Genomic DNA, 26742 nt, shown 5'->3' with positions numbered 1-26742 from the left:
TCTTTGCTTTAAACTTTTAATTCTACGGCTTGGCTTCGCAACACAAACTCAAAATCCTAAACGACCCAATTTACGGATTTATTACCATCCCCAACCAGCAGATCTTTAATATAATTGAGCACCCTTACTTTCAACGCCTACGCCGGAATAGCCAGATGGGATTATCATATTTGGTGTATCCCGGGGCGCACCATACCAGATTTCATCACGCCATTGGCGGACTGCATTTAATGCAAAAATCAGTAAGAGTGCTTCAGCATAAAGGGATTAAGATTTCCAAAGCCGAAGAGGAGGCCCTTCTCATCGCCATACTTTTGCACGATATTGGTCACGGCCCTTTTTCTCACGCTATGGAACATAGCATTGTAGAAGGGGTTGATCACGAAAGTATATCATTGCTTTTTATGGAGGAAATGAACCGTGAATTTAACCAAAGTTTAACGCTGGCCATACAAATTTTCAAGGGGGCGCATCCGAGACGATTTTTAAACCAACTTATCTCGAGTCAGTTGGATATGGACAGGTTGGATTATTTGAAAAGAGATAGTTTTTACACCGGGGCGGTAGAAGGTAATATAAACAGCGAGCGGCTTATCACGATGCTTAATGTGGTGAAAGATGAGTTGGTAATCGAGGAAAAAGGAATTTATTCTGTAGAGAAATTCCTGGTAGCCCGAAGGCTTATGTATTGGCAGGTTTATTTGCATAAAACCAGCCTGGTGGCAGAGCAATTATTAATCAGGGTTTTGAAAAGAGCGAAAGAACTCATAGAACAGGGGAAAAAATTACCCGCCAGTACAGCCCTGTCTTATTTTTTAGAAAACCGAATTAGCCGTCAAAGTTTTGATGGTGAAACTTTAAAGTATTTTGCACGCCTTGATGATTACGATATTATTTCAGCGATGAAAGAATGGATGTATTGTGATGATTTTGTATTGTCTAATCTTTGCAAAATGATTATAAATAGAGATCTCTTAAAGGTTAAGATTAAAAATAAAAAGCCATCAAAAGCAAAGCTGGAGAAGCATAGAATCAAACTTCAGGAGAAATATAATATTACTGAGGCTGAAGCCGGTTATTTTGTTTTTGAAGGCGAAATAGCCAACCTGGCATATAAAAGCGAGAACGATAATATTAATATTCTGCATAAAAACGGAAAGATTAGCGATGTAGCCAGTATTTCAGATCAATTAAACTTAAAAGCCCTGTCACAAACCGTAACCAAACATTATATCTGCTTTCCCAAGTCTAAACATTAAGTCAAATTTTTTACTTTTGCCAGAATGAAGTTTACTGCAGCACAAATAGCCGAGATTTTAGAAGGTGAAGTTGAGGGGAATCCCGAGGTGGAGGTTTCTGAGTTATCTAAAATTGAAGAAGGCAGAGAAGGTTCGCTTACCTTTTTAAGCAACCCCAGGTATCAATCTTACATTTATTCTACTCAGGCCTCGGTTTGCATAGTTAATAAAAGTTTTGAGGCTGAACAACCTGTTTCCACAACATTAATAAAGGTAAAGGACGCTTATAAAGCCTTTTCTACATTGCTGGAATATTACAACCAGATAAAACTCAATAAAGCCGGCATCGAACACCCCAGTTTTATTGCAGATTCTGCCCGATATGGTGAAAATCTTTATTTAGGAGCTTTCGCCTATCTGGGAGAAAATGTAGAACTGGGAGAAAATGTAAAAGTGTATCCCAATGTATATATAGGAGAAAACGTAAAAATTGGCGATAATGTAATTTTATTCCCTGGCGTTAAAGTCTATTCTGAATGTATTATTGGTAATGATTGCGTGCTACACAGCGGCGCCATAATAGGTGCCGATGGCTTTGGTTATAGTCCTTCGGAAGATGGAGTCTACAGCCGTGTACCTCAAATTGGAAATGTGATTATTGAAGATAATGTAGATATTGGTGCCGGTACCACTATAGACCGTGCTACTCTTGGTTCTACAATTATTAGAAAGGGAGTGAAGCTGGATAATCAAATTCAGATCGCTCATAATGTTGAAATTGGCGAACATACAGCCATTGCCGCTCAAACCGGAATTGCAGGCTCGACCAAGATCGGGAAACACTGCTTAATTGGAGGCCAGGTGGGAATATCGGGGCACTTAACTATTGGCGACAGGGTGAAGATCCAGGCGCAATCGGGGATTGGCCGTGACCTTAAGAATGATGAAAAATTGCAGGGAAGTCCGGCCTTTGGATATAATGATTTTGCCAAATCTTTCGTTCACTTTAAAAACTTACCCAAATCTATAGACCTATTACATCAATTGGAAAAAAAAATAAAAGATAATGGCTGAAAATTCACCTAAACAAACCACCATTGAAAAGGAGGTTTCCTTAACCGGGGTAGGGCTGCACACAGGGAACAATGTGACCTTAAGCTTTAAACCTGCACCTGAAAATACCGGTTTTGTATTTAAGAGAACCGATCTTGAAGGCCAACCAGAAATCCCTGCCGATGTTTCTTTTGTGGTAGAAACCCAGCGCAGTACAAACTTGGAAAATAATGGAGTTAAGGTTCATACCTGCGAACATGTGCTAGCAGCCTGTGTGGGGATGGACCTAGACAACCTCATTATTGAAATTGATGCTCCCGAACCTCCCATTAGAGATGGGTCTTCCAAAGATTTTGTGGAAGCCCTTGAAAAGGCCGGAAGGGTAGAGCAGGAAGCCTGCAGAGATGAATTTGTGGTAGAAGAGGTGATAAGTTATCACGACGATGCAACCGGAAGTGAAATTATACTAATGCCTGCCGATGAGTACCAGGTAACCACTATGGTAGATTTCGGCACCAAGGTTTTAGGAACTCAAAACGCAAGCCTGAAGCATATTTCAGATTTTAAATCTGAGATCGCCAATGCCCGTACCTTTAGTTTTCTTCATGAGCTGGAAGCCTTACTGGATAATGGCCTTATAAAAGGTGGAGATCTAAATAATGCTATTGTTTATGTAGATAAGGAAATTAGCGAAGAAACCCTTCAGAAGCTAAGAAAGGCATTTAAAAAAGATGATATTTCGGTAAAGTCTAATGGAATTTTAGATAACCTAAGCTTGCATTATCCTAATGAAGCAGCCAGGCATAAATTACTTGATGTCATTGGAGATCTTGCCCTTGTTGGTACTCGAATAAGAGGTAAAGTAATTGCCAATAAACCCGGTCATTATGTAAACACCCAGTTTGCCAAAAAACTGTCTCAAATCATCAAAGCCGAAAAACGCAATAATGTTCCCAAAGTCGATCTGGATTCCAAACCTTTGATGGACGTGGTGGATATTATGAATACCTTACCGCACCGATCTCCATTCTTGTTGGTAGACAAAATATATGAACTTACCGACACCACGGTAATTGGGGTTAAAAACGTAACGATGAATGAACCTTTCTTTGTAGGTCATTTTCCTGGCAAACCTGTTATGCCTGGAGTCTTACAGGTAGAGGCAATGGCCCAAACCGGTGGAATTCTTGCGTTAAAATCGGTACCAGATCCTGAAAATTATCTTACTTATTTTATGAAAATCGATAATGTAAGATTTAAGCAACAGGTAGTGCCGGGCGACACTCTAATTTTTAAACTTGAATTATTAGCGCCAATTCGCAGGGGCATTTGCCAAATGCAGGCTTATGCTTATGTAAATGGAAAGCTTGCTACAGAAGCCTTTTTAATGGCTCAAATTGTAAAATCTAAATAAAACTTATGAATCAGCCGTTAGCCTATGTGCATCCCGGAGCCAAAATCGCCAAAAATGTGGTGATAGAACCCTTTACAACCATACATAATAATGTGGTAATTGGGGAGGGAACCTGGATAGGCTCGAATGTAACGATAATGGAAGGTGCCCGCATTGGTAAGAATTGCAGCATCTTTCCAGGTGCGGTAATTTCAGCGGTACCACAGGATAAAAAATTTAACGATGAAGATACTATTACCATAATAGGTGATAATACCACGATTCGGGAATGTGTGACCATTAACCGCGGAACTTCCGATAGGATGAAAACCGTGATTGGCAGCAATTGCTGGATTATGGCTTACTGTCATATCGCTCACGACTGCATAGTGGGTGATAATTGTATTTTCTCAAATAATTCTACCCTTGCGGGGCATATCAATGTAGGGAACTATGTAGTTCTTGCGGGGATGGCAGCCATACAACAATTTTGCAGTATAGGTAGCCACGCCTTTGTAACCGGGGGGTCTTTGGTGCGTAAAGATGTACCTCCATTTGTAAAGGCAGGAAGAGAGCCTTTGTCTTATGTAGGAATTAACTCAATAGGTCTTCGCAGGAGAGGTTTTAGCACAGAAAAAATTCGCGAAATACAGGATATTTACAGAATTCTATATCAGAAAAATTATAACAACTCCCAGGCCGTAACCATTATCGAAGCCGAAATGGAAGCCACCGCCGAGCGGGATGAGATACTTGAATTTATTAAAAACTCACAACGAGGTATTATGAAAGGATACTTCAGTTCAAACTAAAAAGCTAAAAAAATGGCAACTACAAGTGATATTAGAAATGGGTTGTGTATTCGTTACAACCACGATATTTTTAAAATTGTTGAATTTCTGCATGTTAAACCTGGAAAGGGACCTGCGTTTGTAAGAACAAAACTTAAAAGTGTGACCACCGGAAAGGTGATTGAAAATACCTTTTCCGCAGGGCATAAAATCGAAGATGTTCGGGTAGAAACTCACAAATTTCAGTTTTTGTATAATGACGGGGAGTTTTACCATTTTATGAATGTGGAAGATTATACCCAAATCAGGTTAACAGAATCGGCTTTAGACCAGCCTAAGCTTCTTAAAGAAGGTGAAGTGGTTACCGTAATTATCAATACTGAAGATAATATGCCACTTTCGGTTGAAATGCCGGCCAGTGTTATTCTTGAAGTAACACATACAGAGCCTGGGGTTAAAGGAAATACGGCAACCAATGCAACCAAACCGGCCACTGTAGAAACCGGGGCCGAAGTTAATGTGCCGCTTTTTATCAACGAAGGTGATAAAATTAAGATCGAAACCGAAAAAGGTACGTACAAAGAAAGAATAAAGGAGTAATTAAAACATTTTTGGGAGTATAAATTAGTAGTTTGTATTCCTTTTTTAATTTCTGAAAAATGAGATTTCCGCAAGAACATAGCCTGGAGCAAATTGCCGGTATTTTAGACTGTGAATACGTAGGTGCAGCCGATTTCCCTATACTGGGAATAAATGAAATTCATGTGGTAACGCCCGGGGATATTGTTTTTGTAGATCATCCCAAATATTACGACAAGGCTCTGAATTCAGCTGCCAGTGTGATCTTAATCAATAAAAAAGTTGAGGTTCCCGCCGGAAAAGCATTGTTGGTAAGCGATGATCCTTTTAGAGATTTTAATAAGCTTACCAAATACTTCAATGGTTTTAAAAAAGCCGATAAAAGCATTGCAGATTCTGCAGAAATCGGCGAAGGCACGCTAATTCAACCCAATAGTTTTATCGGAAATAATGTTAAAATAGGAAAGAATTGTTTGATCCATTCCAATGTTAGTATTTATGATAATTGTGTGATTGGAGACAACGTGACTATTCACGCCGGAAGTGTTTTGGGAGGCGATGCTTTTTATTACAAAAAACGTCCCGAAGGTTTTGATAAGTTAATTTCAGGGGGGCGGGTAGTGATAGAGAATAATGTTGATATTGGCGCGAACTGTACTATAGACCGCGGCGTTAGTGGAGATACAATTATTAAGGAAGGCACAAAGCTCGATAATCTTATCCAGATAGGACACGACACTGTAATTGGAAAAAATTGCCTAATTGCCTCGCAGGTTGGGATTGCTGGTGCGGTTGTTATCGAAGACGAAGTAACCGTATGGGGCCAGGTTGGATTTAGAAGCGGCATTACCGTAAAAAAAGGCGGCGTGATGATGGGACAGGCCGGGATCACTAAATCTACCAAAGAAAATACCATCTATACAGGAAATCCGGCTATGGAATCCAGGGCCAAATTAAAGGAGTTGGCACTTTTACGACAATTGCCTAAATTGATCCAAAATTTAAAATAACTATCTATGAGTTCTAAGGGGAAAGAAATAGTTGAAAAGTTTTATAATTCAGATTTTTACAGGGATAAAGATGTTTTAGCCGATTTTCTTCATCCTGAAGTAGAACTTTCCTGGTACGGCACTACTGGCCTGAGGATTTTAAACTTCGCTGAAATCTCTGAAATTAGTTTACAGCTTGCCCAGTCTTTCGAATCGCTTAGAGCCGATATTGAAGAAATAATCGAGGAGGCCTCAAAGGTAGCCTTACATTTTACCTACCACGTGAAAACCATTGAAAATCCTGATGAAGAGATGCCCCTGGCACATTTTGCAGCAATCTGGGAATTAAAAGATGGTAAGCTTTACAGAGGTATCCAAATTAGCCAGTTAGGCGAAGAAGTAGAGCAGACGCCCTGGTCTTAGTAGTTGATTTTTTAAATTTTAATGATCAAGGGTTCTAATTTTGATTTATCCTAAAAAAGGACTTTGTATTTAAGCACAATTTCAATTAAAATACTATTAGCTAATTATTAGTCGTTTGAGAAAGAATAATTAGACTATATCACATAATATTATTAAAATGCCCTAAGTTAGGCCCAATTCCCCCAATATTATTCTAAAAAACTTTAGGTTTTATTTTTAAAAACCTACTTTTGTGATCGCAAAAAATTAAAATTTATGAGCGTTTTAGTTAATAAGAATTCAAAGATAATCGTGCAGGGATTTACCGGAAGTGAAGGTACTTTCCACGCCGAACAAATGATAGAATACGGAACCAACGTGGTTGGAGGGGTTACTCCCGGAAAAGGGGGGCAAAAACACCTGGATAAGCCTGTTTTTAATACCGTATCTGATGCGGTTAAAGAAACCGGAGCCGATGTTTCTATAATTTTCGTACCGCCGGCATTCGCCGCCGATGCAATTATGGAAGCTGCCGATGCCGGGATAAAAGTGATTATCACCATCACCGAAGGAATTCCTGTTGCCGATATGGTAAAGGCCTATGATTATATTCAGGGGAAAGATTGCCGTCTGGTTGGTCCTAACTGCCCGGGTGTTATCACTCCGGGAGAAGCCAAAGTTGGAATTATGCCCGGCTTTGTTTTCAAAAAAGGGAATATTGGGATTGTTTCAAAATCGGGAACCCTTACCTATGAAGCTGCCGACCAGGTAGTAAAACAAGGTCTTGGGATTACTACAGCGATTGGTATTGGGGGAGACCCAATTATTGGGACTACCACCAAGGAAGCGGTTGAGCTTTTGATGAACGATGATGAAACCGAAGCTATCGTAATGATTGGTGAAATTGGAGGTCAATTAGAAGCCGACGCTGCTAAATGGATCAAGGAAAACGGTAACCGCAAACCTGTGATTGGCTTTATCGCCGGAGAAACTGCCCCTGCAGGTCGTACTATGGGTCACGCAGGAGCTATAGTGGGCGGAAGTGAAGATACTGCTCAGGCTAAGAAAGCTATTCTTAAAGAGAATGGAATTCACGTGGTAGATTCTCCAGCCGAAATTGGAAAAAAAGTTGCTGAAGTTCTTAAGGTAAAAGCTTAAGGATTTCCTGAAATAATAAAAATCCTCCTGGATTTCCTGAAACGGAATATTCAGGAGGATTTTTTGATTTTGTTATATTTGAACTCAATAGACAATCCAATCTAATAAAATATGAAATTACTGGAAGGAAAAAATGCGATCATCACCGGTGGAAGCCGGGGTATTGGAAAAGGCATCGCCACGGTTTTTGCCAATCACGGCGCCAATGTCGCTTTTACTTATAATTCATCGGCTCAATCGGCTAACGAACTGGCCGATGAACTTAGTAAATTGGGAGTTAAGGCTAAAGCCTATCAATCTAATGCCGCCAGTTTTCAGGAGGCTGAGCAATTAATAAAGGATGTTGCTGAAGATTTTGGAAGTATCGATATTCTTGTCAATAATGCCGGAATCACCAAGGATAACCTTCTTATGAGAATGAGCGAGGAAGACTTTGATAAGGTAATAGAAGTGAACCTGAAGTCTATCTTCAATATGACCAAAGCCGTACAGCGCACTATGCTAAAGCAGAGAAACGGAAGTATTATTAATATGAGTTCTGTAGTTGGGGTGAAAGGAAATGCGGGACAGGCGAATTACGCGGCTTCCAAAGCAGGAATTATAGGCTTCTCTAAATCTATGGCTTTGGAGTTAGGATCCCGAAACATACGCACCAATGTAATCGCTCCCGGCTTTATCGAAACCGAAATGACCGGGAAACTTGACGAAAAAGTAGTGGAGGGCTGGAGAGAGTCCATTCCGCTTAAAAGAGGAGGTAGTCCTGAAGATATAGCCAATGCCTGTGTATTTTTAGGAAGTGACCTAAGCAGTTACATCACCGGCCAGGTTTTACACGTAGATGGGGGTATGTATACTTAAAATTATAAATTTGAGAAATACTTTAAGGGAGGCAGTTTGCTTCCCTTTTTTTATCTGAAATTTTAAAATTGAGCATAAAAAAATCCCTTCAGCAATTGAAGGGATTACTTTGTAGCGAGAACGAGATTTGAACTCGTGACCTCCGGGTTATGAATCCGACGCTCTAACCAACTGAGCTACCTCGCCTTATAAATGAAATCGGCCGCAGGGCCTGCTATTACAAGCCTTCGGCTTTTCTGTAATGCGGGTGCAAATATAGAAACTATTTGCTTTGGCACAAACATTATTTTCCAAAATATTTAATTTGTTTTCTTTTAATCTTTATAAAGAATATCTATATTGCCCGTAACTAATAAATCTAAATATGGAAGAAAAGATTAAGTACGAAATGGAGTTTCCTATTCATGCTTCTCCTTCATTGTTATATCAATATATTTCAACTCCCTCTGGTTTAAGCGAATGGTATGCCGATAATGTGAATTCACGCGGGGAGATTTTCACTTTTATTTGGGAAGGGAGCGAAGAAAAAGCCAAGCTCATTAGTAAGAAAAATGAAGAGCGGGTGAAGTTTAAATGGCTTGCCGACGAAGATTCTCCCTACTATTTCGAAATTCGTATTCAGGTAGATGATATTACCAAAGATGTTTCGATAATGATTACCGATTTTGCCGAAGAAGATGAGGTAGATGAGGGTAAGATGTTATGGGAAAATATGATTTCAGACCTGAAACAGGTTCTTGGTTCGGTTTAAAAATCAAAGCATAAATACTACCTTTGCCCCTGCTAAAAACAGGGGCTTTTTTATGCCTTCATTTAAATTCAGTAACTAGTGATCAATCAAAACGGAACTTTAATCGAAAATGACGAATCAAAACTATCCATCTTCAATAGGGGGTTCGCCTATGGAGATATGGTTTTTGAAACTATTAGGGTGATTAATGGGAAAATAATGTTCTGGGAAGATCATTACTTCAGGCTAATGGCTTCTATGCGTATTATGCGAATGGAAATCCCCGCTTCTTTTTCTCCTGAATTTCTTGAGGAACAAATTCTTGATCTGATTACGGCCAATGGCCTGGAAAAATCCCCGGTAAGACTGAAGTTTTCTGTTTTTAGAAAGGAAGGCGGATTATACATCCCGGCAACGCGCGAAATAGATTACCTGATGAGTTGTTCTGAACTGGAAGATGCTTTTTATCTCTTTAATGAGGAGACTTACGAAGTTGAACTTTTCAAAGATCACTATATCACCAGTGGTCTGTTATCGAGCATTAAATCGAATAACCGCGCTGTAAATGTGTTAGGAAGCATTTTTGCGCAAGAAAATGACTATGACAACTGTTTTCTAATCAACGAAAAGAAAAGCGTGGTAGAAGCTTTAAATGCTAATATTTTTCTGGTAAGCGGAAAAACTATTAAAACCCCACCAATTTCTGAAGGTGCTTTAAACGGCATTACCCGAAAGCAAATTATAGAAATTTTAAAGAAATCTGATGAGTATAAGCTCGAAGAAACAGGCATTTCTCCATTTGAGCTTCAAAAAGCCGATGAAATCTTTTTAACCAATGTAATTGTGGGAATTCAACCGGTAAGTAAATACCGCAAAAAGCAATTCGAAAATAAGGTAGCTAAAGACCTTCTGGGAAAACTAAATACCCGGGCAAGGCTTGGTCAATTATGAGTAGGATTTTCGGGCGCATTGCACCATAGCAGGTAATCCCCGCCCAATTCTTTCATCTTGTCTTTCCAGAAAGAATTATAAGGCCGTTCGATGAGGTTATTTTGATCTTCATTTGAAGTAATCACCCAGGAGTGGGAGTGTAGCTCCTCTTCCAACTGGTGAGCATCCCAACCCGAATAACCCAAAAAGAAACGAATTTGTTTTTCGGTGATTAAACTCTGAGAGATGAGTTCCATCACTACCTCGAAATTACCGCCCCAGTAAATACCGTCGGCAATTTCTATGCTATCTGGAATAAGGTCTGGCACCCGATGAATAAAATACAGGTTGTCCTGTTCTACAGGGCCACCATTGTATACCTTAAACTTCACATCGAGCTCGGGAATAAGATCTCTTAGCGTGAAATCCAGTAATTTGTTCATAATAAAGCCAACCGAACCTTTATCGGAGTGATCGGCTAACAAAACTACCGATCGGTTAAAGGTAACGTCTCCAATTATAGATGGCTCTGCTACGAGAAGATGGCCTTTGGTTGGTTTTAAAGCGATCATAACAGGTTAGTTTTTATCTAATCTAAGCTTAATTTGAAAAGAATTCAAAAATTTAAAAAAAATTTCACAAAAAAAGGCTTCTCACAGGAGAAGCCTTTAGATTTTTTACTAATACAAATTATTAGTTCACAGCTTTCTGTAGGTCAGCTCCGGCTTTAAACTTTACAACGTTTTTAGCACCAATTTTAATGGTCTTACCGGTTTGTGGGTTTCTTCCTTCACGGGCAGCTCTTTTAGAAACTGACCATGATCCAAATCCTACTAGAGATACACGGTCACCTTTTTTAAGAGACTTCTCTACGTTTTCAAGGAAAGACTCTAAAGCTTTTTTAGCAGCTGCTTTTGAGATACCGGCGTTTTCTGCCATTGCATCGATTAAATCTGTTTTGTTCATAATTTGAATTTTAAATCAATTGTTGGTTAAACATTCTGTTAAATTGCTTTACAAATTTATATGGAAATCTTTGCCACGCAAGTAATACCAAGGGAAATGGCCTGGATTGTTAATAACTTTAACGTTTTGTTAATAAACAAGGCTGGTTTTTGTCATTTTTTTCTAATTTCAGCACTGGTAAGGCTTTAGAAGAACCTGGCTGCATTTTCAAACTCATATCCGTTTAAAAGTGCTTTTACCGGCATTTTTCTTTTCCCGGGAATTTGAATTTCATCGATAATCACAAACCCGTCTTTGGCAGCTACCTTAATCTGCTTTTCCTCGATTTTTATCGAGCCGGGTAATTCCTGGTGCGTATCTTCTTTGGCCTTGGCAGAAAATAATTTTACCTGTACCACTTTTTCTTTATTCTCAAGTTGTGTCCAGGCTGCCGGGTAGGGGTCCAGCCCCCTAATATGGTTCACAATTTCATCTACCGACCTGCTCCAGTCTATTTTTGTATTATCCCGGTTTAATTTTGGAGCTTCTTTAAGCTCTTCTGAATGTGATTGAATTTTTGCCTTTACCTCTCCCCGTTCTATTTGCTCAATTGTCTCGAGAATTAACCGGGCTCCAAGCTGCATAAGTTTATCGTGTAGAATTCCGGCGGAATCCTCCTTTTCGATTGCAATTTGTTTCTGAAGAATGATAGCCCCTGTGTCTATCTTTTCATCTAAAAAGAAGGTGGTTACTCCGGTGAATTCTTCGCCCTTAATCAAAGCCCAATTTATAGGAGCCGCTCCTCTGTATTGGGGCAGGAGAGAAGCATGTAGATTAAAAGTGCCGTATTTTGGCATATCCCACACCTGTTTTGGTAACATTCTAAAGGCTACCACCACCTGCAAATTGGCATTTAAGTCCTGTAATTCCTTTAAAAAGCCTTCATCTTTAAGATTGGTAGGCTGTAAAACTTTTAATCCTTTTTCCAGGGCGAATTGTTTTACTGCACTTTGCTGAAGTTTCCTTCCTCGTCCTGCAGGTCTGTCGGGGGCGGTTATTACCCCTGCCACTTCATACCCGGCCGCTAAAATTTCTTTTAACCCGGCCACAGCAAAATCGGGCGTGCCCATATATACTATTCGTAATTTTTCCATAGCTTATTTTAATTTATAGTGGTTGTCGTCGCCTCGTATCACAATATCCTTATCGAGCAATAACTGAAGCACTCTTATAATATGCGCTTCGGGATAAGCCAAGCTTCCGGTTAAATCCCTTAATTCAACCGATTCCTTTAAGTAAGGCCGCATTTTCAGATAAATCGCATTCATTTGCTCCCGGGTTAAGCTGGGGGTCGCCTGCTGGCAAACTGAACATATTCTGCAGTTTTCCTTTAGATTTTCACCAAAATAGGCCAGGAGTTGTTTGCTTCGGCAAAGCTTATCGTTTTCCAGGTAATTTAGTACGGCTTCAATTTTTTCAGATTTTAAGGCATTTTGCCGCTTGATATATTTAGCAAACGGATTTATGCTTTGGTCATCTTCCCGGGGTTGTAAAAAAACTATAGTGGTGTCGTGGCTCGCATATTCAAATTCGATAATTTCTTTTTTAGCCAGGTCTTCCAGCAAGGCCAATGCATTTTCTTCGCTCACCCCCGATTTTTTACAAACAACAGGAAGATTTATTCGCACCAAATCTTCAAAAACACCCCCATAAGTTCTTAGAATACCCTGAAGCAGGGGAGCGTATTTTGGATTCTCACCCAGATAATAATTAAAATTCTGCCCCGGAATTAAAATTTTTATAGCGGTTCTTTTTTTGAATTCTTCTGAAAGTTTAATTATCCCGCAACGGTCTAAGGTTAATAAGGCATTATACACCTTTTGAGACCTTAATTTATAGACCTCGCAAAATTCAGCAAAATTAAAATTATGCTCACTGAGTTCTCCCTCGCCCCAGGCAATTTGAAAATAGGAATTCAACTTTTTGTAAATAAATTTCACCTCGCCAACATCGGGCAGATTGACCAAAAACTGATTTTTTAAAACGGGGATATCGCTTTTATTGGTAATGATCGTGGCAGAAGCCCTTAGCCCGTCTCTTCCGGCCCGGCCGGCCTCCTGGAAATAGCTTTCCAGGCTTTCGGGTAAATTGATGTGAATTACCTGCCTTACATCGGGTTTGTCTATTCCCATTCCAAAGGCTGTGGTAGCCACCATTATCTTATGCTTATTTTGAAGCCAGGCCTGCAGTAATTTCGATTTTTTTCCTGTAGGAAGCCCACCGTGAAAAGCTTCAGCTGAGAGATTTTTTGATTTTAAAAAATTAGTAATTTCAATCGCCGCTTTTCTGCTTCTTACATAAACGATAGCGGTTTCAGTTTTTTCCTTCAGCAGTGAGGTTAATTGGTGAAATTTGTCTTCGGTGGTAATTACATTATAAGCGAGATTAGCTCTAAAGTAACTTTGCTGCACCAGCTCAAAATGTTCTCTGCCCAGCTCCTTTAGAATATCTTCAACCACTTTTGGCGTCGCCGTAGCGGTTAACGCCATAACAGGGACTGAAGCTTGTGAATCGGTAAAGGCCTTAATGTTTCGGTAAGCCGGTCTAAAATCGTGACCCCATTGTGAGATACAATGCGCCTCATCTACAGCGATAAGGTTTACCTGCATTTGCATTAAACGTTCCTGTACCAATTCCTGCTGTAATCTTTCGGGAGAGAGGTATAAGAATTTATAATTTCCGAAGATGCAATTATCCAGGGCCCGGCTTATATCTTCAAAGCTCATTCCGCCTAAAAGGGCCATAGCTTTGATGTTTTTTTGCTTTAGGCTGTTTACCTGGTCTTCCATCAATGCAATTAACGGAGAAATCACCACGCAAATCCCATCCTGCATAAGTGCCGGTACCTGATAGCAAATAGATTTGCCACCACCGGTGGGGAGTAAGGCCAATACATTATTTTGATCTAATGCTTGCTGAATCACAGAAAGCTGGCTGGGCCTGAAATCATCAAAACCCCAGTATTTTTTTAATATGTGTTGTGCCTCCTGCAAAGTTCGCAATTACAAGTAGTCTAAAATAAACTCAACGCGCTGCTCAATGCTGCCAAATGGTACAAGCCTTGGTTTATAACCAAAATCTGTATAGATCTTTTCAAGGTGTTTAGAGATCTTTTTAGCCTGGTCGAAACTTTCGTATCGTTCGTTGTCGCTTTCATAAATCTCTTCCCAGGGCGGAAGCAAAAAAACCTCATGATAGGTGTGAGTTTTACAAACCTCGGTGAATTCTTCAGGAATCTGGGTGTCAAAATAATTCATATAGGCCAAAACATCGGGCAGGCCTCTGTCTAAGAATACGGTTTGGGCCGCCAGCATATCGGCTTCCTTAAATTGAACAATTCTACCTTCAAGTAATTTTTCGCTGAATAATAATGGCTTTTCAAGAAAGAGCTGGTCTATTCCCTGTTTTTGGGCTTCAAGGGTGATTTGTCTTGAAATCTCGTGCAGGCACTCGTGCCCCTGGGCTTCTAATCGCCTAATTATTGAAGATTTTCCGGTACCGGGTCCGCCGGTTAAAACTATTTTTCTGGTTTTCACCCGGCAAATTTCGACATTTGCATCCGATTATAAAAATGCGGTCAAACTTGTATCTTTGTTTTCTAATTGAAGAAGAAAATACAATGTCTAAGGAAAACAATTCAGAAGAATTTTACGATAAATTAAAAGCTCAACTCCAGGATACATCCTTGTGGCCCAGTGAATATCTTTATAAATTCATTGTTCCCAGCAACAAGGAAAAAATTAGGGAGATAGAGGATATTTTCGATAATATGGGCGCGGTAATCAACACCCGTAAATCGAAGAACGGAAAATATACCAGCGTAAGCATAAATGTGAGAATGAAATCACCAGATGCTGTAATCGAAAAATATAAAGAAGTTGCCCAAAAGGTAGATGGGGTTATCTCTCTGTAAAATATTATGATTGTAGAGAATATTTAGTATTTTGCAGTCGTTAAGCTTCTACAATAAGTATTACCCTTTAAATTTCAATTTTGACAAACGCATTAGAATATAACTCTGAAAGGAGTCAACTTATAATTCCCGAATACGGCAGGCACATTCAAAAAATGGTAGAACACGCCGTGGAAATTGAAGATGAGAAAGAACGAAACCAGGTAGCGAAATCTATCATTGCCGTGATGGGAAATATGAATCCGCATCTACGTGATGTGGCCGATTTTCAGCATAAGCTTTGGGACCAATTATTCATCATTAGCGACTTTAAACTCGATGTTGAATCTCCTTTCCCCAGGCCTACCCGTGAAATGCTGGAAGAGCGTCCCGACCCTTTAAGGTATCCGCAAAACTTTCCAAAATATCGTTTCTACGGAAATAATATTAAACGTATGATCGATGTTGCGAAAAGTTGGGAAGAAGGCCCAATGAAAGAGGCGCTTATTTACACCATCGCGAATCACATGAAAAAGTCTTATCTGTCCTGGAACCGGGATTCGGTAGATGATGAAGTGATTTTTGGTCATTTAAGAGAGCTTAGTAATGGAGAGCTTAACCTTAAAAGTCTGGATGAAGACCTTACCCAGGCTTCAGATCTCTTAAGAAGCAAGAAAAAGCCGGCAAAAAAGTCAAATCGAAAAGGTGGCCGTAAGCGCTATTAAATCACTTTAATTTCTATGGGAACATTTAAGATTGAAGGAGGTCACGCGCTTAAAGGAAGTGTTCAGCCTCAGGGAGCAAAGAATGAAGCCCTGCAGATTCTTTGTGCGGTTTTATTGACTTCAGAAGAAGTGAAAATTCACAATATCCCCGATATACTCGATGTAAACAAACTTATTGGCTTGCTCGAAAACCTTGGGGTACGTATTAAAAAACTGGGGAAGGGAAGTTACAGTTTTAAAAGTGATGACCTTGATCTTGATTATCTAAGCAGCGAACAATTTAAAAAAGACGGAAGCGGTTTAAGAGGCTCGATTATGATCGTGGGCCCATTATTAGCCCGCTTCGGAAAAGGATATATTCCACGCCCAGGTGGTGATAAAATTGGGCGTAGACGCCTTGATACCCACTTTGAAGGTTTTATAAAACTGGGTGCAAAGTTCAGGTATAATAAAGAAGAACGTTTTTATGGCGTGGAGGCTCCCAACGGACTAAAAGGGGAGTTTATGTTGCTGGAAGAAGCCTCGGTTACAGGTACAGCAAACATCGTTATGGCTGCGGTAATGGCTAAAGGCAAAACCACTATCTACAATGCGGCCTGCGAACCCTATTTGCAGCAGCTTTGCAATATGCTGAATTCTATGGGCGCCAGGATTAAAGGTGTGGGTTCTAACCTGTTGGAAATTGAAGGAGTAGAAAAATTGGGAGGTTGTGAGCATACCATCCTGCCCGATATGATTGAGATAGGATCCTGGATTGGATTGGCAGCGATGACCAAAAGCGAGATTACGATTAAGAACGTGCGCTGGGATATGCTGGGATTAATTCCTGTTACCTTTCGAAAATTAGGAATTCAACTGGAGCAAAGAGGGGATGATATTTACATTCCTCCACATACCAATGGCTACGAGGTACAAAGTTTTATAGATGGCTCTATAATGAATATTAGCGATGCCCCCTGGCCGGGATTCACCCCCGATCTTTTGAGCATCGTACTGGTTGTGGCAACACAGGCCAGAGGCAGCGTGCTCATTCATCAAAAGATGTTTGAAAGCAGGTTGTTTTTCGTAGATAAACTTATCGATATGGGAGCCAAGATTATTCTTTGTGACCCGCACCGGGCAACGGTTATTGGCCACGATTTCCAATCTACCTTAAAAGCAACCACCATGTCTTCACCCGATATAAGGGCAGGGATATCTCTTCTTATTGCTGCGCTTTCGGCTAAGGGAACTTCGGTGATTCACAATATCGAGCAAATTGACCGCGGATATGAAAATATAGACGGTAGATTAAGAGACTTAGGAGCTAAGATTGAACGTATAGCTTAAGCAGAAATTACTAAATAAAAAGGCCAGGCCCCGGAATTTTCAAAATTCCGGGGCCTTTTTTGCATTTATGAAGCTAAGTTTTAAGCTTCGGTTTCAGCTTTTTTCTTGTTTTCTTTATAATGGAAAAGATTGTGTTCCTTAATCATTTGAGTGGTTTTTTCAGGTAGCATATCTTCCCAACCTTCTTTCCCATCACTTATCATTTGCAGTACTTCTCTTGAGAAAATATCCAGGATTTCAGGATTGTAGTTTTTAATGTCTTCAACCCTTCCGTTGTATTTAAAGAACTTATACAATTCTTTCATACGCGGGTGTACTTTTAAGGTGTCGCTGTTGATAATCTCACCGGTTTCAGGATCTTTAAGTGGGTATAAGTAAACTTTGAGATCTTTAAAGAATAATTTTCCGAAGGCTTCCAAAATTCCACCACTTAGATGACGGTAATACTTTTCGTCGAATACATCGATTAAATTATTCACTCCCATAGCCAGCCCCATACGTTGTTTCGAATAGCGGGAGAAATATTCAACTACCTTATAATATTCCTGGAAATTTGAGATCATTACAGTTTGGCCAAGGGAGCATAAAAGCTTTGCCCGGTCCATAAAATCCCGTTCGTCAATTTCGCCTTCAGCTCTAAGGTTTGAGAGGGTTATTTCAAAGATTACTTCGGTATTATCCTTATCTACCTTATTTTCTTTTAAAAAGAGTTCCAGAGACTTTTCATACATATCCATATTCACCCGGGTAACTGGGCGAAAGCTTCCTCTAAGTGCCAGGATATTCTTTTTATAAAGGATTTTTGCCGGCAGAACATTATTCCCATCTGGGGCAAACATAACGGCTTCTGTCATTCCGTTTTTCACGAGTTGAAGGCTCATTAGCCTGTTATCTACATTTTCAAAACGGGGACCGCTAAAGTTTATCGTATCGATTTCTATCTGATCTTTGTCGATATGATCATATAAATATCGAAGCAGTTTTTTGGGGTTATCATATTTATAATAGGCGCCATAAATAAGATTCACTCCCAAGATTCCCAGAGTGTTTTGTTGATGTCTTGCATCGTTCTCGTGAAATCTAACGTGAAGAATTATTTCATTATAATCTTCATCGGGCTGCACCTGGTATTTTATTCCAATCCAGCCGTGGCCTTTATATTTTTTTGCAAAATCTATGGTAGCTACGGTATTGGCATAGCTGAAAAATAATTTATTCGGATGTTTTTCTCTGGAAATTCGCTCTTCGATCAAATTGATTTCGTGCGACAACATTTTCTTTAAACGGGCTTCGGTTACATAGCGGCGATCTTCTTCGATACCATAAATTGCGTCACTAAAATCCTTATCGTAGGCACTCATCGCCTTTGCAATGGTTCCTGAAGCACCTCCTGCCCGAAAGAAATTACGAACAGTTTCCTGTCCGGCACCGATTTCAGAAAAAGTTCCGTATATATTTTGATTTAAATTTATGCGCAGGGCTTTGCTTTTTATGGAAGGAACATTTTCAAATTCCTTGTCGCCCATTATAGTAATTGGCATATTTTTTCTTTTAGATAGATTCCTTTTTTGTGTTAACCAAAGGTACTAAAACGGCAGGCTATTCAAAAAAATAATAATTACTTTTGTGACCAAAATCAGGTTTTTTGGAAGTAATATTCTTAGGTACTGGCACCTCACAGGGTATTCCCGTTATTGGGAGTGACCATCCGGTTTGTTTTAGTGAAGACCCGCGTGATAAACGCCTGCGGGTTTCAATTATGGTGCAGTGGGATGGACTAAATATTCTGGTAGATTGCGGCCCCGATTTTAGAATCCAGATGCTGGAGAATAAAATCGAAAAACTTGATGCGATTTTATATACTCACGAGCATAACGATCATACCGCCGGGCTTGACGATATAAGGCCATTCTTTTTCAGGCAGGGCGATATTCCTGTTTTTGCTCATAAAAGAGTGATGGATTCCCTAAGACGCCGGTTTGATTACATTTTATCAAACGAAAACAAATATCCTGGTGCTCCGGGAGTGATCGAAAATCAAATTGAAAACAAACCTTTCAAAGTTTTCGGAAAAGAAGTAATTCCCATCGATTTTCGACATAACAGACTGCAGGTTTTTGGCTTTAGATTTAAGGATTTTGCTTATTTGACCGATCTTAAAAGCATTGAAGACGAAGAAGTAGAAAAACTGAAAGATCTTAAAGTTCTGGTGGTAAATGCCCTTAGAATTAAACCACATCACTCACACCTTAACCTGGAGGAAGCCCTTGAGTTTGTTTCCCGGGTTAATCCTGAAAGAGCCTACCTTACTCATATTAGCCATATGTTGGGATTTCACGAAGAAGTGCAGGCCAAACTGCCTGAAAATGTTTTCCTGGCTTATGATAAATTAAAAATTGAAATCTAAATAATGCGCAATAAACTCCTTGTTTACCTTTTTATTTTCGCTACCATAATAGGTATTTTTATCTATGTAAACGATAAACGTATTCTTGATGCCAAAGAGCAAAAGATCGAATCTTTAAGAGCTCAGCTAGAAGCTTCTGAAGCCAGAAATGACTCTCTGGGTAATACTCAATCTTCAGAAGTATATTTTCAACTTAAAGGTAATGAGGATGCGATAACTTATTTTGAAGAGCAGGGGATTGAGGTTAGTGATCTTACTGAAAAAATTGAGAACGAGTTACTGAGTCGTAATTCGGCCGATGCCGATAACGAATTTGTGCCTTTGGCGGGAATGAATGGACCTATGCGCATCAATAAAATAGCGGTGCTCAACCACAAATGGTTAATCGCCGATTTCACCGACGGCACCTATTGGGGAGAAGTCTTTATGACCTATGAAGTGGCAGAAGATGGAAGTATAAGCTTCCAAAGAGTTAGGTCCTTTTTATATCCGCAGTATTAAATTCGCTCTTTAAGCCAGGTTCTGAATTCATAAAAATTCTGAGGTGCCACCCCGTGTCCCACAGGAAATTCTGAATAGGTGTTTTCAATCTTTAATTTGTCAAGAAAAGGTTTGTTTAACCTCGCCCATTGTACTGGAATCACCTGATCCTGTGAGCCGTGAGAACAATAAAAGGCCAGTTTTGAGAAATCGTTTTTCTCAAATCCTTCCTTCAAAATCCCCTGATTTACATATCCGCTTAATGCGATCACATTTTTAACTTTCTCAGGATAAGATAAGGCCACGGCATAACTCAAAATACTACCCTGGCTAAATCCGAGTAAAGTAACATTATCAGCATCTACGGAGTAAGCCGAAATTACTTCATCGATGAAATTTGCGATTTTATCACGGCTTTCGATAGCCTGTTTATCATCGCTAAATTTTCCGTCGTTATTATCCCAGTGTATAGCATACCAGGCATTGCCATAAGGTTGCATAGGGTAGGGGGCTTTGGCCGAAACTATAAAAAGCTCCTCAGGCAATTCCTGTGCAAACGAAAAAAGGTCGTTTTCGTCACTGCCATAGCCGTGCAGCATTATTAATAGCGGGGCCTTATCTGATTTTACGAGTGGTTCTCTTACTATATATTCTAAATTCAAATTTTCTTTCATCATTATTTTACTGTACTAAACCATTTTTGAAAATAGGCTCCCAGAAGCGGTACTTCCTTTTCCTCACCCTGAATTGCCGTTACAAGCCCGTAAATACCGAGAACTGCGATAAATATGTAGAATGCAGAGGAAACCAGCCAGCTGTCAAAAAGCCCTACCAGAACCCCTAAAACATAAAACGTGATATGAATTCCAAAGGCCTGCCGAATATGAAATGCAGCAAAGGTATTTCGGGAATCCATATTCATAAAATAAGCAATTATGTTTCCAATAATGGTGAGGTAGGCCACGATAGCAGCTGTACGCCCCTCTTCAACTCGTGTATTCATCGCTTGTTATTTTCTATCGGCAAAGGTATTAATCTACCCAGATTCAGGAAAGGATAAAACCGTTTTTGGTGATAATTCCCAGGGCTTTTCCACTTAGTCTTTCACCAAGAAATATACTATTTTGTGAACTGGAGGAAATATGCTTCTTTTCAAATTGATACTCCTCTTCAATAAATAAGCTAAGGTTTACCTCACTTCCTTCAGCAATACTTACTTTCTTAAGACCAAATCGTTCTCTACCTCGTGCGAGAATACCGGCTGCTTCTTCTGCTGAAAATATCCTGCAAAGCGCCCCGAAAATGGACTCTAAACCAATACTTCCAAAAGCAGCATTGTCGAATTCTACTTTTTTATGCTCTTCATCCATTGGGTTGTGGTCGCTGGTTACCATATCTATAGTGCCATCCTTAAGAGCTTTTCTAAGCGCTTTGATATCTTCTGAAGTTCTCAAAGGAGGCAGCACCTTGGCATTGCTGTCGAATTCCAGTAGTTTTTCGTCGGTGTAAAAAAGATTATGAATAGCCACACTACAACTCACATCCAGACCCTGTTTTTTAGCCTTTTTAATGAGCTCAACAGATTTTGATGTGGAAATGGTTGGAATATGCAATTTTCCGCCCGTGTATTCCAACAGAAACAAATCGCGGGACACCTGAAGTTCTTCAGCTAAATTCGGCATTCCTTTTAAACCCAGCAGCGTGCTATTATGATGTTCGTTCACTTCAGCCTTTCCGGAAATCTTTTTTTCCAGAGGGAAAGATTGTATCAACGCATCAAAATTTTGAGTGTATTGCAACGCAATTTTAAGCAGATTGGGATTCGCAATCGGATTTTTATAATCATAGAAAGAGATGGCTCCCCCTTCTTTCATATCGAGCATTTCAGAGAGATCTACTCCTTTGTTGCCCAGGCTCACATTTCCAACAGGGTAGAGGCTCACCGGGTGGCCACTAGCCTTTGCTTTTACCGAATTTACCGCAGCATTATTATCTAAAACAGGAAAAGTATTGGGATTTAGGGCTACGGCTGTAAATCCGCTTTTTGCGGCAGTTTCGAGGCCATTGGCAATGGTTTCTCTTTCTTCAAATCCCGGCTCACCAAAACAAACACTGCTGTCAAACCACCCCGGGCTAACCGATAAATCGGGATGTTCTATCACCTCATCTGCTTTCTCATTTAATTTTTCACCGATTTTTTTTATTATCCCATTTTCTATAAAAATGTCGGCTACCTTCCCGTGAAAAGCAGAATTTGAATCGAAGATTTTGGCAGATTTTAGCAGTATTTTCATTTAAGATATTTTAAAAGGAGCATTTCAAGGATTACAAAAAACAAGGCAAAAATAACAAACCAAAGCCAAAACGACTTAATTTGAGTAGAGGCTTTTAGCTCATTAAAATATTCTTTGATGCCTTCGTTTGATTTTAGTATATCAGAATTTTCCGGGGAATTATAACTTAACCGGCTTTCAGCCCGATGGTAATTGAACGACAAATACATAAGACTTTCGTCTTTTCGGGAGACCTTGAAATTCCCGGCAGTTTCGGGTAAGTCATCTGTGGTAATCAAAACACGATCAGAAAATTTGCGTTGCAGAGGAATAAAAGTGCCTGATTTTTCATTTTCTAAATTCAGCACCTCGTCTCCAAATAGTTCAACGGGAATTTCAATTTCATTGTAGGCTTTAACCTCGTAATACAATCGGGATTGGCCCAGCGCGCTCATTCCCATATTATAAAAAACGGGTACGATTAAAGGTGAGTCTTTAAAATTGGAATTTTCCCGGTTTATTGCTGTGCTAAAGCTAAAAATGCGATTTCCCGAAGCCAGGAATGCACTATTATCCTGAAAATTTAATATTGGTCTCCCGCCATTAAGTCTGAAACTTCCCTTTACCCTGGGATAATCAAAATTCTCAATACGGGTTTCAAATACGTCCTTTAAGATGGAATGTTCAAAATTTATTTGAGTAAGCAGCAATTCGGACTCCTGCCAGTTTCCAAAATTTAAATTCTCTGAGGCACCCAGAATGCCTCGGTAATCGCCTACATTTCCATTCTGAGCCGGAATCAGAATAATCGTAGCTCCATTTTCCCTGGCATTTCTTAAGTTGTTTTGAAGTGCAGAACTAAGCGAGGATAGTTCGTTTAGAATTATCAAATTCGCTGCAGAAAGACGGTTGAAATCTATTGCCTCTGGTGAAAAAGTTTCCAGGCTAAATTCAGGTGCTGTATAAATTCGTTCCAGGAATGAATTATTTTCTCCTATCGCAATGGCTTTCACAGGATTTTTTGAATTAAGGCTGAAGTAGAGGCTATTGTCATATTGCAAATGTTCATCTTCAATTTCTATCCTTCCTTCTGTTATTTCTGAAGTTCCTAAATTGAAAAGCAGTTCTGCATTCTTTTCTGCCTCAAAGCGCGCCGTGGAACGGGCTAACAATTCATTTGCATTATACACCGCAACAGGGAGATTTACAGCCTGTTCATTATTGGTAGATAGCCAGACTTTCAGTTCAATTTCTCCTGAAGTATTTCTGCCAGAACTTGCAGAATCTATACTAAAATTAGTAGTGTTGACCGGGTTTAAGGCAATGCTTTGTAACTCTAAATTGGTTATGCTATCGGATTCAGAAAAAGCAAAACTTTCCTGAAAGTCGCTAATCAGTAGGAGTTGTTTTTTTTCGCTACCGGCATCATGAATTTTTAACAGCAGAGATTCGAAATTCAGATTATCGGGGCTGTATTCGACGGACTGCAGTTTTTCTCTTAGCTCATCGCCGGGCAAATCTTTAAATTCATCAGAGTTGGTGAGAAGGCTAAAACTTTCTTCAGCAGGTAAATTTTCGAGTAATTCCTGGATGGCCCCTTTGAGCAATTCTCCTCGTTCTCCGGGAGCCTGCATACTAAAAGAATTATCCAGATAAATTATTTTTTCTGAAGTTTCCTGCGCCTGCCGGGCCGGAAGGTAAGGCTGGCTAAAAGCCAGAATTAAACAGGCCAATGCGAGCATTCGCGTGAATAGAACAAGAAATTTTTTGAGCCGGGAGCTTTTGCGGGTTTCCCGGGTGATTTTTTTAAGAAATTTTACGTTGGTGAAATCTTCCCTTTGAAACTTCCGTAATCTGAATAAATGCACCAACAAAGGAATAAGCAGAAGAAATAAAGCAAAAAGCAATTCGGGATTTCTGAATGCCATACTGGTGCGTAGTGTTTATCAAATATAGCAAATAGGATGCGTTTGATTAGCTGCGTTTAATTTTAAATTTAAAAGTACTGCCCTGCCCGGGTTGGGAAATTACCTCAATATCTCCCTTCATATTTTCTACGTGTTTTTTCACGGTGGCCAGGCCAATTCCGCTTCCCGGGACGCCATCCCGGTCGTGGCTTTCCAGAGTGGTAAATAGATTAAAGATTTTGTCGGCCTTTTCCGGTTTTATCCCGTTGCCGTTATCTTTTACCTGGAAATGATAGTACTCATCACTCTCCCTGAAAAGAATTTCTACTCTACGCCTGTCTTTTTTATTATACTTTAAAGCATTGCTAACCAGGTTCATAAATACCTGTGTGAGCGCGGCCTTGTTTACATGTTCCAATTTACCGTGGGAGGGATATTCGATTTCTACATCTTCAGCCACATTATACAGATCTGAAATTTTCTTTAAAAGATCGGGAAGGTGAACATCTTCAAAATCTTTCTCCAGCACGTGATCGCTTCGGTAGAAGCTTAAAATTCCGTCTACATAATTCCGAAGAGAGTAAGAAGATTCAACCAAAAATTCGAGATACTGCAAACTTTCATCTGAGAGTTTACCCTCATTTTCTTCCTTTAGAAGTTCGGTAAGGGAAATGATATTGGCCAGCGGGGATTTAATATCGTGAGATACAAGGCTGGAAAAGCGTTCCAGGTCTTTGTATTTTTGTTTTAGCTTACGTTGAACGTGTTGCAGCTTGTTTTTTTGTTTTCGTGACTCGAGCAGGTTCATACATTGATTGGCCAAAACCTCAAGCCATTTCAATTCGTCTTTTGAAAAACTCCGCGCATTTTCATCAAAAATGGCAAAGACTCCAATTTTATGATTTTGGGGTGTACAGAGACTCACGCCGGCGAAAAATTCATAATGCCCTTCATAGTCGCGGGCTTTTTCGAAAATTTCAGGCTGGTCGGCTTTATGTAACACCAGGCTGTCGCAACCCGATCGAATACAAATTTCTGAAAAGGAATGCTGCCTGGGAATCCTGGTCTTTTCGGCGCCAAATACCGATTTATTCCAGACTACATTTTTGTCTACCAGACAAATCTTGGCCACAGGTACATTGAAAATACTGGCAGCCAAAAAAGTAAGTTGATCATAATCTTTATCGGGACCGCTATCGAAAATAGCATATTCGGCCAGGGCTGCCCTGCGTAGTTTTTCGTTGTGTGTAATCCCTTTTTGCTGCATAAAGTCAAAATATTATTCAACTTAATTTAAGAACGGCAGGGTAGTAGGGCATTAAGAAATAGCCTGGCGTTTTACTGAAAATAAAAATGAAGTACCTTTTCCAACTTCTGAATTCACCTGGATAGTACCTCCAAGATTCTCCACAAGTCTTTTTACCGTAGAAAGGCCAATCCCGTTTCCTCGATTGCCGTGCCTATCGGTTACTGCTAAGGTAGTGAAAAGTTTAAAGATTTTTTGCTGTTTATCGGCCGGAATCCCGATGCCGTTATCGCTTAAGGTAAAATAATAGGCGCCGGCATCTTCTCTGAAACTAATGCTGATTTTTATCTTTTTTGAATCGTTGTATTTTAAACTGTTGCTCAGCAAATTCAGAAAAATTTGTTCCAGAGCCGACCGGTTCGAAAAAATTATATGATTGCTCTCGGGAAAATCGATCTCACAATCTTCTGAAATGCTAAGCATATCAATAATGTCTTCCAGCATATCGTGCAGGTCAAACTCCTCGAATGCCGAAGTGGCCAGGCTGTCACTTTCATAGTGCTCTAAAATGCCACTTATATAATGACTCAGGTTTAAACCAGCGTTTTTAAGGTTGGCGATATATTTTTTACCTTCTTCGCCCAGTTTATCTCCATATTTTGCCTTTAAAATATCGGCAGTGATAATCATATTGGCCAGAGGCATTTTCATATCATGGGAAACCACACCAGCGAAATCCTTAAGTTTTGCATTATGTGAATCCAGTTCTTTCTTGATTTTTTCCAGGATTAAATTTTTTCTTCTAAGGTCAAGAAGGTTCTCTACCTGCCGGGCTAAAATTCCAAGGGCTTCTTCCTGCTCCTGGCTTAATTCATTGGGTTTATGATCTATGACACAAAGGGTACCCAGGGCCATTCCATCGGGATCTAAAAGAGGAATGCCCGCATAATATATTATACTGTCTTTAGGTGCGGTGACAAAAGGATTTTCTTTAAATCGATCATCCAGCCTTGCATCTTTGACCTCCATTAATTTATTGGGTTCTAAAATAGCATGACTACAAAAGGAAATTTCACGATCAGATTCGCACATTTCACTTCCAAACCGGGATTTCATGAATTGTTTATCCTTTCCCACCAGCGAGACAAAAGCGATAGGAGTTTTACAGATAAAAGAAGCTAAGCGGGTTATATTATCAAATTCGGCCTCTGGTGGAGTATTTAAAATATTCAATTCTTCCAGCGATTGTAATCGCTGCAATTCATTCATAGGAATAGCCGGTTTGAGCATAATCATAGGAACAGATATTTGAAGAATTAGTAGCCTTTTGAATTCCCTAATTTAACAAATTTTCTGA

General features: G+C 39.7%; 28 protein-coding genes and 1 tRNA gene. 16 read left to right on the top strand and 13 right to left on the bottom strand.

The genetic code is table 11. From position 1 onward, the window contains the following. The first annotated feature begins 29 nt into the window (after window positions 1-29). From ACW6QP_RS04975 to fabG, 9 genes are all read left to right on the top strand, one after another. Window positions 30-1259 carry an HD domain-containing protein gene (locus ACW6QP_RS04975; RefSeq protein ID WP_457909749.1) on the top strand — a complete coding sequence of 410 codons (1230 nt, stop codon included), beginning with the start codon at window positions 30-32 and terminating at the stop codon, window positions 1257-1259. Between the two features lie 24 nt (window positions 1260-1283). Continuing rightward, window positions 1284-2312 carry a UDP-3-O-(3-hydroxymyristoyl)glucosamine N-acyltransferase gene (gene lpxD, locus ACW6QP_RS04970; protein ID WP_457909748.1) on the top strand — a complete coding sequence of 343 codons (1029 nt, stop codon included), beginning with the start codon at window positions 1284-1286 and terminating at the stop codon, window positions 2310-2312. Next, complete coding sequence (locus ACW6QP_RS04965) at window positions 2305-3705, top strand: bifunctional UDP-3-O-[3-hydroxymyristoyl] N-acetylglucosamine deacetylase/3-hydroxyacyl-ACP dehydratase (RefSeq protein WP_457909747.1); 1401 nt, start codon at window positions 2305-2307, stop codon at window positions 3703-3705. The genes lpxD and ACW6QP_RS04965 overlap by 8 nt, the downstream gene beginning before the upstream one ends. A gap of 5 nt (window positions 3706-3710) precedes the next feature. After that, window positions 3711-4496, top strand: coding sequence for an acyl-ACP--UDP-N-acetylglucosamine O-acyltransferase (gene lpxA, locus ACW6QP_RS04960; RefSeq protein ID WP_457909746.1), 786 nt, complete (start codon window positions 3711-3713; stop codon window positions 4494-4496). Window positions 4497-4508: 12 nt separating this feature from the next. Then, window positions 4509-5075, top strand: a complete 567-nt coding sequence (efp, locus tag ACW6QP_RS04955; RefSeq protein WP_457909745.1) for an elongation factor P — start codon at window positions 4509-4511, stop codon at window positions 5073-5075. A 59-nt stretch (window positions 5076-5134) separates the two neighbouring features. Further along, the gene (locus ACW6QP_RS04950; protein ID WP_457909744.1) at window positions 5135-6064 is read left to right on the top strand and encodes a UDP-3-O-(3-hydroxymyristoyl)glucosamine N-acyltransferase; all 930 of its coding nucleotides are present in this window, start codon (window positions 5135-5137) and stop codon (window positions 6062-6064) included. A 6-nt stretch (window positions 6065-6070) separates the two neighbouring features. Further along, window positions 6071-6466, top strand: coding sequence for a nuclear transport factor 2 family protein (locus ACW6QP_RS04945; protein WP_457909743.1), 396 nt, complete (start codon window positions 6071-6073; stop codon window positions 6464-6466). Window positions 6467-6721: 255 nt separating this feature from the next. After that, entirely contained in the window at window positions 6722-7603 is an 882-nt protein-coding gene (gene sucD, locus ACW6QP_RS04940; RefSeq protein WP_457909742.1) for a succinate--CoA ligase subunit alpha, read from the top strand. 111 nt (window positions 7604-7714) lie between these two features. Beyond that, the gene (gene fabG, locus ACW6QP_RS04935) at window positions 7715-8461 is read left to right on the top strand and encodes a 3-oxoacyl-[acyl-carrier-protein] reductase (RefSeq protein WP_457909741.1); all 747 of its coding nucleotides are present in this window, start codon (window positions 7715-7717) and stop codon (window positions 8459-8461) included. A 112-nt stretch (window positions 8462-8573) separates the two neighbouring features. Here the strand turns inward: fabG and ACW6QP_RS04930 are convergent. Then, a tRNA-Met gene (locus ACW6QP_RS04930) sits at window positions 8574-8647 on the bottom strand. A 178-nt stretch (window positions 8648-8825) separates the two neighbouring features. On the opposite strand from ACW6QP_RS04930, the gene ACW6QP_RS04925 reads away from it, so the two are divergent. Then, the gene (locus ACW6QP_RS04925; protein WP_457909740.1) at window positions 8826-9212 is read left to right on the top strand and encodes an START-like domain-containing protein; all 387 of its coding nucleotides are present in this window, start codon (window positions 8826-8828) and stop codon (window positions 9210-9212) included. A gap of 78 nt (window positions 9213-9290) precedes the next feature. Beyond that, window positions 9291-10142: an aminotransferase class IV gene (locus ACW6QP_RS04920; protein WP_457909739.1), complete on the top strand. Its 852-nt coding sequence runs from the start codon at window positions 9291-9293 to the stop codon at window positions 10140-10142. On the opposite strand, the gene ACW6QP_RS04915 is transcribed toward ACW6QP_RS04920, so the two are convergent. The 5 genes from ACW6QP_RS04915 to ACW6QP_RS04895 form a co-directional block, all read right to left on the bottom strand. Further along, window positions 10133-10693: a YqgE/AlgH family protein gene (locus ACW6QP_RS04915; protein WP_457909738.1), complete on the bottom strand. Its 561-nt coding sequence runs from the start codon at window positions 10691-10693 to the stop codon at window positions 10133-10135. The genes ACW6QP_RS04920 and ACW6QP_RS04915 overlap by 10 nt on opposite strands. Before the next feature lie 121 nt (window positions 10694-10814). Beyond that, on the bottom strand, window positions 10815-11087 hold the full coding sequence (locus ACW6QP_RS04910) for an HU family DNA-binding protein (RefSeq protein ID WP_029033717.1): 273 nt from the start codon (window positions 11085-11087) through the stop codon (window positions 10815-10817). Window positions 11088-11272: 185 nt separating this feature from the next. Beyond that, window positions 11273-12220: a methionyl-tRNA formyltransferase gene (fmt, locus tag ACW6QP_RS04905; RefSeq protein WP_457909737.1), complete on the bottom strand. Its 948-nt coding sequence runs from the start codon at window positions 12218-12220 to the stop codon at window positions 11273-11275. 3 nt (window positions 12221-12223) lie between these two features. Beyond that, the gene (locus ACW6QP_RS04900) at window positions 12224-14119 is read right to left on the bottom strand and encodes a RecQ family ATP-dependent DNA helicase (protein WP_457909736.1); all 1896 of its coding nucleotides are present in this window, start codon (window positions 14117-14119) and stop codon (window positions 12224-12226) included. A gap of 9 nt (window positions 14120-14128) precedes the next feature. Then, window positions 14129-14662 (bottom strand): AAA family ATPase, encoded by a 534-nt coding sequence (locus tag ACW6QP_RS04895; protein ID WP_457909735.1) that lies wholly within the window; start codon window positions 14660-14662, stop codon window positions 14129-14131. A gap of 83 nt (window positions 14663-14745) precedes the next feature. Here ACW6QP_RS04895 and ACW6QP_RS04890 point away from each other — a divergent pair, with 83 nt between their 5' ends. From ACW6QP_RS04890 to murA, 3 genes are all read left to right on the top strand, one after another. Beyond that, complete coding sequence (locus tag ACW6QP_RS04890; protein ID WP_457909734.1) at window positions 14746-15039, top strand: DUF493 family protein; 294 nt, start codon at window positions 14746-14748, stop codon at window positions 15037-15039. 80 nt (window positions 15040-15119) lie between these two features. Beyond that, entirely contained in the window at window positions 15120-15743 is a 624-nt protein-coding gene (locus ACW6QP_RS04885) for a DUF4290 domain-containing protein (protein ID WP_457909733.1), read from the top strand. Window positions 15744-15758: 15 nt separating this feature from the next. After that, entirely contained in the window at window positions 15759-17072 is a 1314-nt protein-coding gene (gene murA, locus ACW6QP_RS04880) for a UDP-N-acetylglucosamine 1-carboxyvinyltransferase (protein ID WP_457909732.1), read from the top strand. A gap of 80 nt (window positions 17073-17152) precedes the next feature. Here the strand turns inward: murA and ACW6QP_RS04875 are convergent, their stop codons facing one another. Next, window positions 17153-18613, bottom strand: coding sequence for a TonB-dependent receptor (locus ACW6QP_RS04875; protein WP_457909731.1), 1461 nt, complete (start codon window positions 18611-18613; stop codon window positions 17153-17155). 104 nt (window positions 18614-18717) lie between these two features. On the opposite strand from ACW6QP_RS04875, the gene ACW6QP_RS04870 reads away from it, so the two are divergent. Then, the gene (locus ACW6QP_RS04870) at window positions 18718-19479 is read left to right on the top strand and encodes an MBL fold metallo-hydrolase (RefSeq protein WP_457909730.1); all 762 of its coding nucleotides are present in this window, start codon (window positions 18718-18720) and stop codon (window positions 19477-19479) included. Window positions 19480-19482: 3 nt separating this feature from the next. After that, on the top strand, window positions 19483-19980 hold the full coding sequence (locus tag ACW6QP_RS04865) for a hypothetical protein (protein WP_457909729.1): 498 nt from the start codon (window positions 19483-19485) through the stop codon (window positions 19978-19980). Here ACW6QP_RS04865 and ACW6QP_RS04860 read toward each other — a convergent pair. From ACW6QP_RS04860 to ACW6QP_RS04835, 6 genes are read right to left on the bottom strand one after another with little or no spacing between them, the layout of a single operon-like run. Further along, window positions 19977-20636 carry an alpha/beta hydrolase gene (locus ACW6QP_RS04860; protein WP_457909728.1) on the bottom strand — a complete coding sequence of 220 codons (660 nt, stop codon included), beginning with the start codon at window positions 20634-20636 and terminating at the stop codon, window positions 19977-19979. The two genes, ACW6QP_RS04865 and ACW6QP_RS04860, sit on opposite strands and share 4 nt — an antisense overlap. Continuing rightward, window positions 20636-20962, bottom strand: coding sequence for a DUF4870 domain-containing protein (locus ACW6QP_RS04855; protein ID WP_457909727.1), 327 nt, complete (start codon window positions 20960-20962; stop codon window positions 20636-20638). The genes ACW6QP_RS04860 and ACW6QP_RS04855 overlap by 1 nt, the downstream gene beginning before the upstream one ends. Before the next feature lie 43 nt (window positions 20963-21005). Further along, on the bottom strand, window positions 21006-22253 hold the full coding sequence (locus ACW6QP_RS04850) for a dihydroorotase (RefSeq protein WP_457909726.1): 1248 nt from the start codon (window positions 22251-22253) through the stop codon (window positions 21006-21008). Further along, window positions 22250-24160, bottom strand: coding sequence for a BatA domain-containing protein (locus ACW6QP_RS04845; protein ID WP_457909725.1), 1911 nt, complete (start codon window positions 24158-24160; stop codon window positions 22250-22252). Before ACW6QP_RS04845 ends, ACW6QP_RS04850 begins: the two co-directional genes overlap by 4 nt. A 46-nt stretch (window positions 24161-24206) precedes the next feature. Continuing rightward, a complete protein-coding gene (locus tag ACW6QP_RS04840) occupies window positions 24207-25406 on the bottom strand; it encodes a GAF domain-containing sensor histidine kinase (protein ID WP_457909724.1) in 1200 nt (399 codons plus the stop codon). A 51-nt stretch (window positions 25407-25457) separates the two neighbouring features. After that, window positions 25458-26681 carry a sensor histidine kinase gene (locus ACW6QP_RS04835; RefSeq protein ID WP_457909723.1) on the bottom strand — a complete coding sequence of 408 codons (1224 nt, stop codon included), beginning with the start codon at window positions 26679-26681 and terminating at the stop codon, window positions 25458-25460. Window positions 26682-26742 lie beyond the last annotated feature (61 nt).

This window comes from Salegentibacter haimaensis (assembly GCF_054121495.1).
This window is presented reverse-complemented; position numbering and strand designations above follow the sequence as displayed.

Excerpts from the sequence above, each read along its gene's own strand:
- ACW6QP_RS04890 (WP_457909734.1), top strand. The coding sequence starts at position 14,746 with ATGTCTAAGGAAAACAATTCAGAAGAATTTTACGATAAATTAAAAGCT.
- ACW6QP_RS04925 (WP_457909740.1), top strand. The coding sequence starts at position 8,826 with ATGGAAGAAAAGATTAAGTACGAAATGGAGTTTCCTATTCATGCTTCT.
- ACW6QP_RS04910 (WP_029033717.1), bottom strand. The coding sequence starts at position 11,087 with ATGAACAAAACAGATTTAATCGATGCAATGGCAGAAAACGCCGGTATC.
- ACW6QP_RS04850 (WP_457909726.1), bottom strand. The coding sequence starts at position 22,253 with ATGAAAATACTGCTAAAATCTGCCAAAATCTTCGATTCAAATTCTGCT.
- ACW6QP_RS04835 (WP_457909723.1), bottom strand. The coding sequence starts at position 26,681 with ATGATTATGCTCAAACCGGCTATTCCTATGAATGAATTGCAGCGATTA.
- lpxD (WP_457909748.1), top strand. The coding sequence starts at position 1,284 with ATGAAGTTTACTGCAGCACAAATAGCCGAGATTTTAGAAGGTGAAGTT.
- ACW6QP_RS04875 (WP_457909731.1), bottom strand. The coding sequence starts at position 18,613 with ATGCCAATTACTATAATGGGCGACAAGGAATTTGAAAATGTTCCTTCC.
- ACW6QP_RS04855 (WP_457909727.1), bottom strand. The coding sequence starts at position 20,962 with ATGAATACACGAGTTGAAGAGGGGCGTACAGCTGCTATCGTGGCCTAC.
- ACW6QP_RS04950 (WP_457909744.1), top strand. The coding sequence starts at position 5,135 with ATGAGATTTCCGCAAGAACATAGCCTGGAGCAAATTGCCGGTATTTTA.
- ACW6QP_RS04965 (WP_457909747.1), top strand. The coding sequence starts at position 2,305 with ATGGCTGAAAATTCACCTAAACAAACCACCATTGAAAAGGAGGTTTCC.
- fmt (WP_457909737.1), bottom strand. The coding sequence starts at position 12,220 with ATGGAAAAATTACGAATAGTATATATGGGCACGCCCGATTTTGCTGTG.
- ACW6QP_RS04840 (WP_457909724.1), bottom strand. The coding sequence starts at position 25,406 with ATGCAGCAAAAAGGGATTACACACAACGAAAAACTACGCAGGGCAGCC.
- ACW6QP_RS04915 (WP_457909738.1), bottom strand. The coding sequence starts at position 10,693 with ATGATCGCTTTAAAACCAACCAAAGGCCATCTTCTCGTAGCAGAGCCA.
- ACW6QP_RS04865 (WP_457909729.1), top strand. The coding sequence starts at position 19,483 with ATGCGCAATAAACTCCTTGTTTACCTTTTTATTTTCGCTACCATAATA.
- ACW6QP_RS04860 (WP_457909728.1), bottom strand. The coding sequence starts at position 20,636 with ATGATGAAAGAAAATTTGAATTTAGAATATATAGTAAGAGAACCACTC.
- ACW6QP_RS04845 (WP_457909725.1), bottom strand. The coding sequence starts at position 24,160 with ATGGCATTCAGAAATCCCGAATTGCTTTTTGCTTTATTTCTTCTGCTT.
- lpxA (WP_457909746.1), top strand. The coding sequence starts at position 3,711 with ATGAATCAGCCGTTAGCCTATGTGCATCCCGGAGCCAAAATCGCCAAA.
- efp (WP_457909745.1), top strand. The coding sequence starts at position 4,509 with ATGGCAACTACAAGTGATATTAGAAATGGGTTGTGTATTCGTTACAAC.
- fabG (WP_457909741.1), top strand. The coding sequence starts at position 7,715 with ATGAAATTACTGGAAGGAAAAAATGCGATCATCACCGGTGGAAGCCGG.
- ACW6QP_RS04945 (WP_457909743.1), top strand. The coding sequence starts at position 6,071 with ATGAGTTCTAAGGGGAAAGAAATAGTTGAAAAGTTTTATAATTCAGAT.
- sucD (WP_457909742.1), top strand. The coding sequence starts at position 6,722 with ATGAGCGTTTTAGTTAATAAGAATTCAAAGATAATCGTGCAGGGATTT.
- murA (WP_457909732.1), top strand. The coding sequence starts at position 15,759 with ATGGGAACATTTAAGATTGAAGGAGGTCACGCGCTTAAAGGAAGTGTT.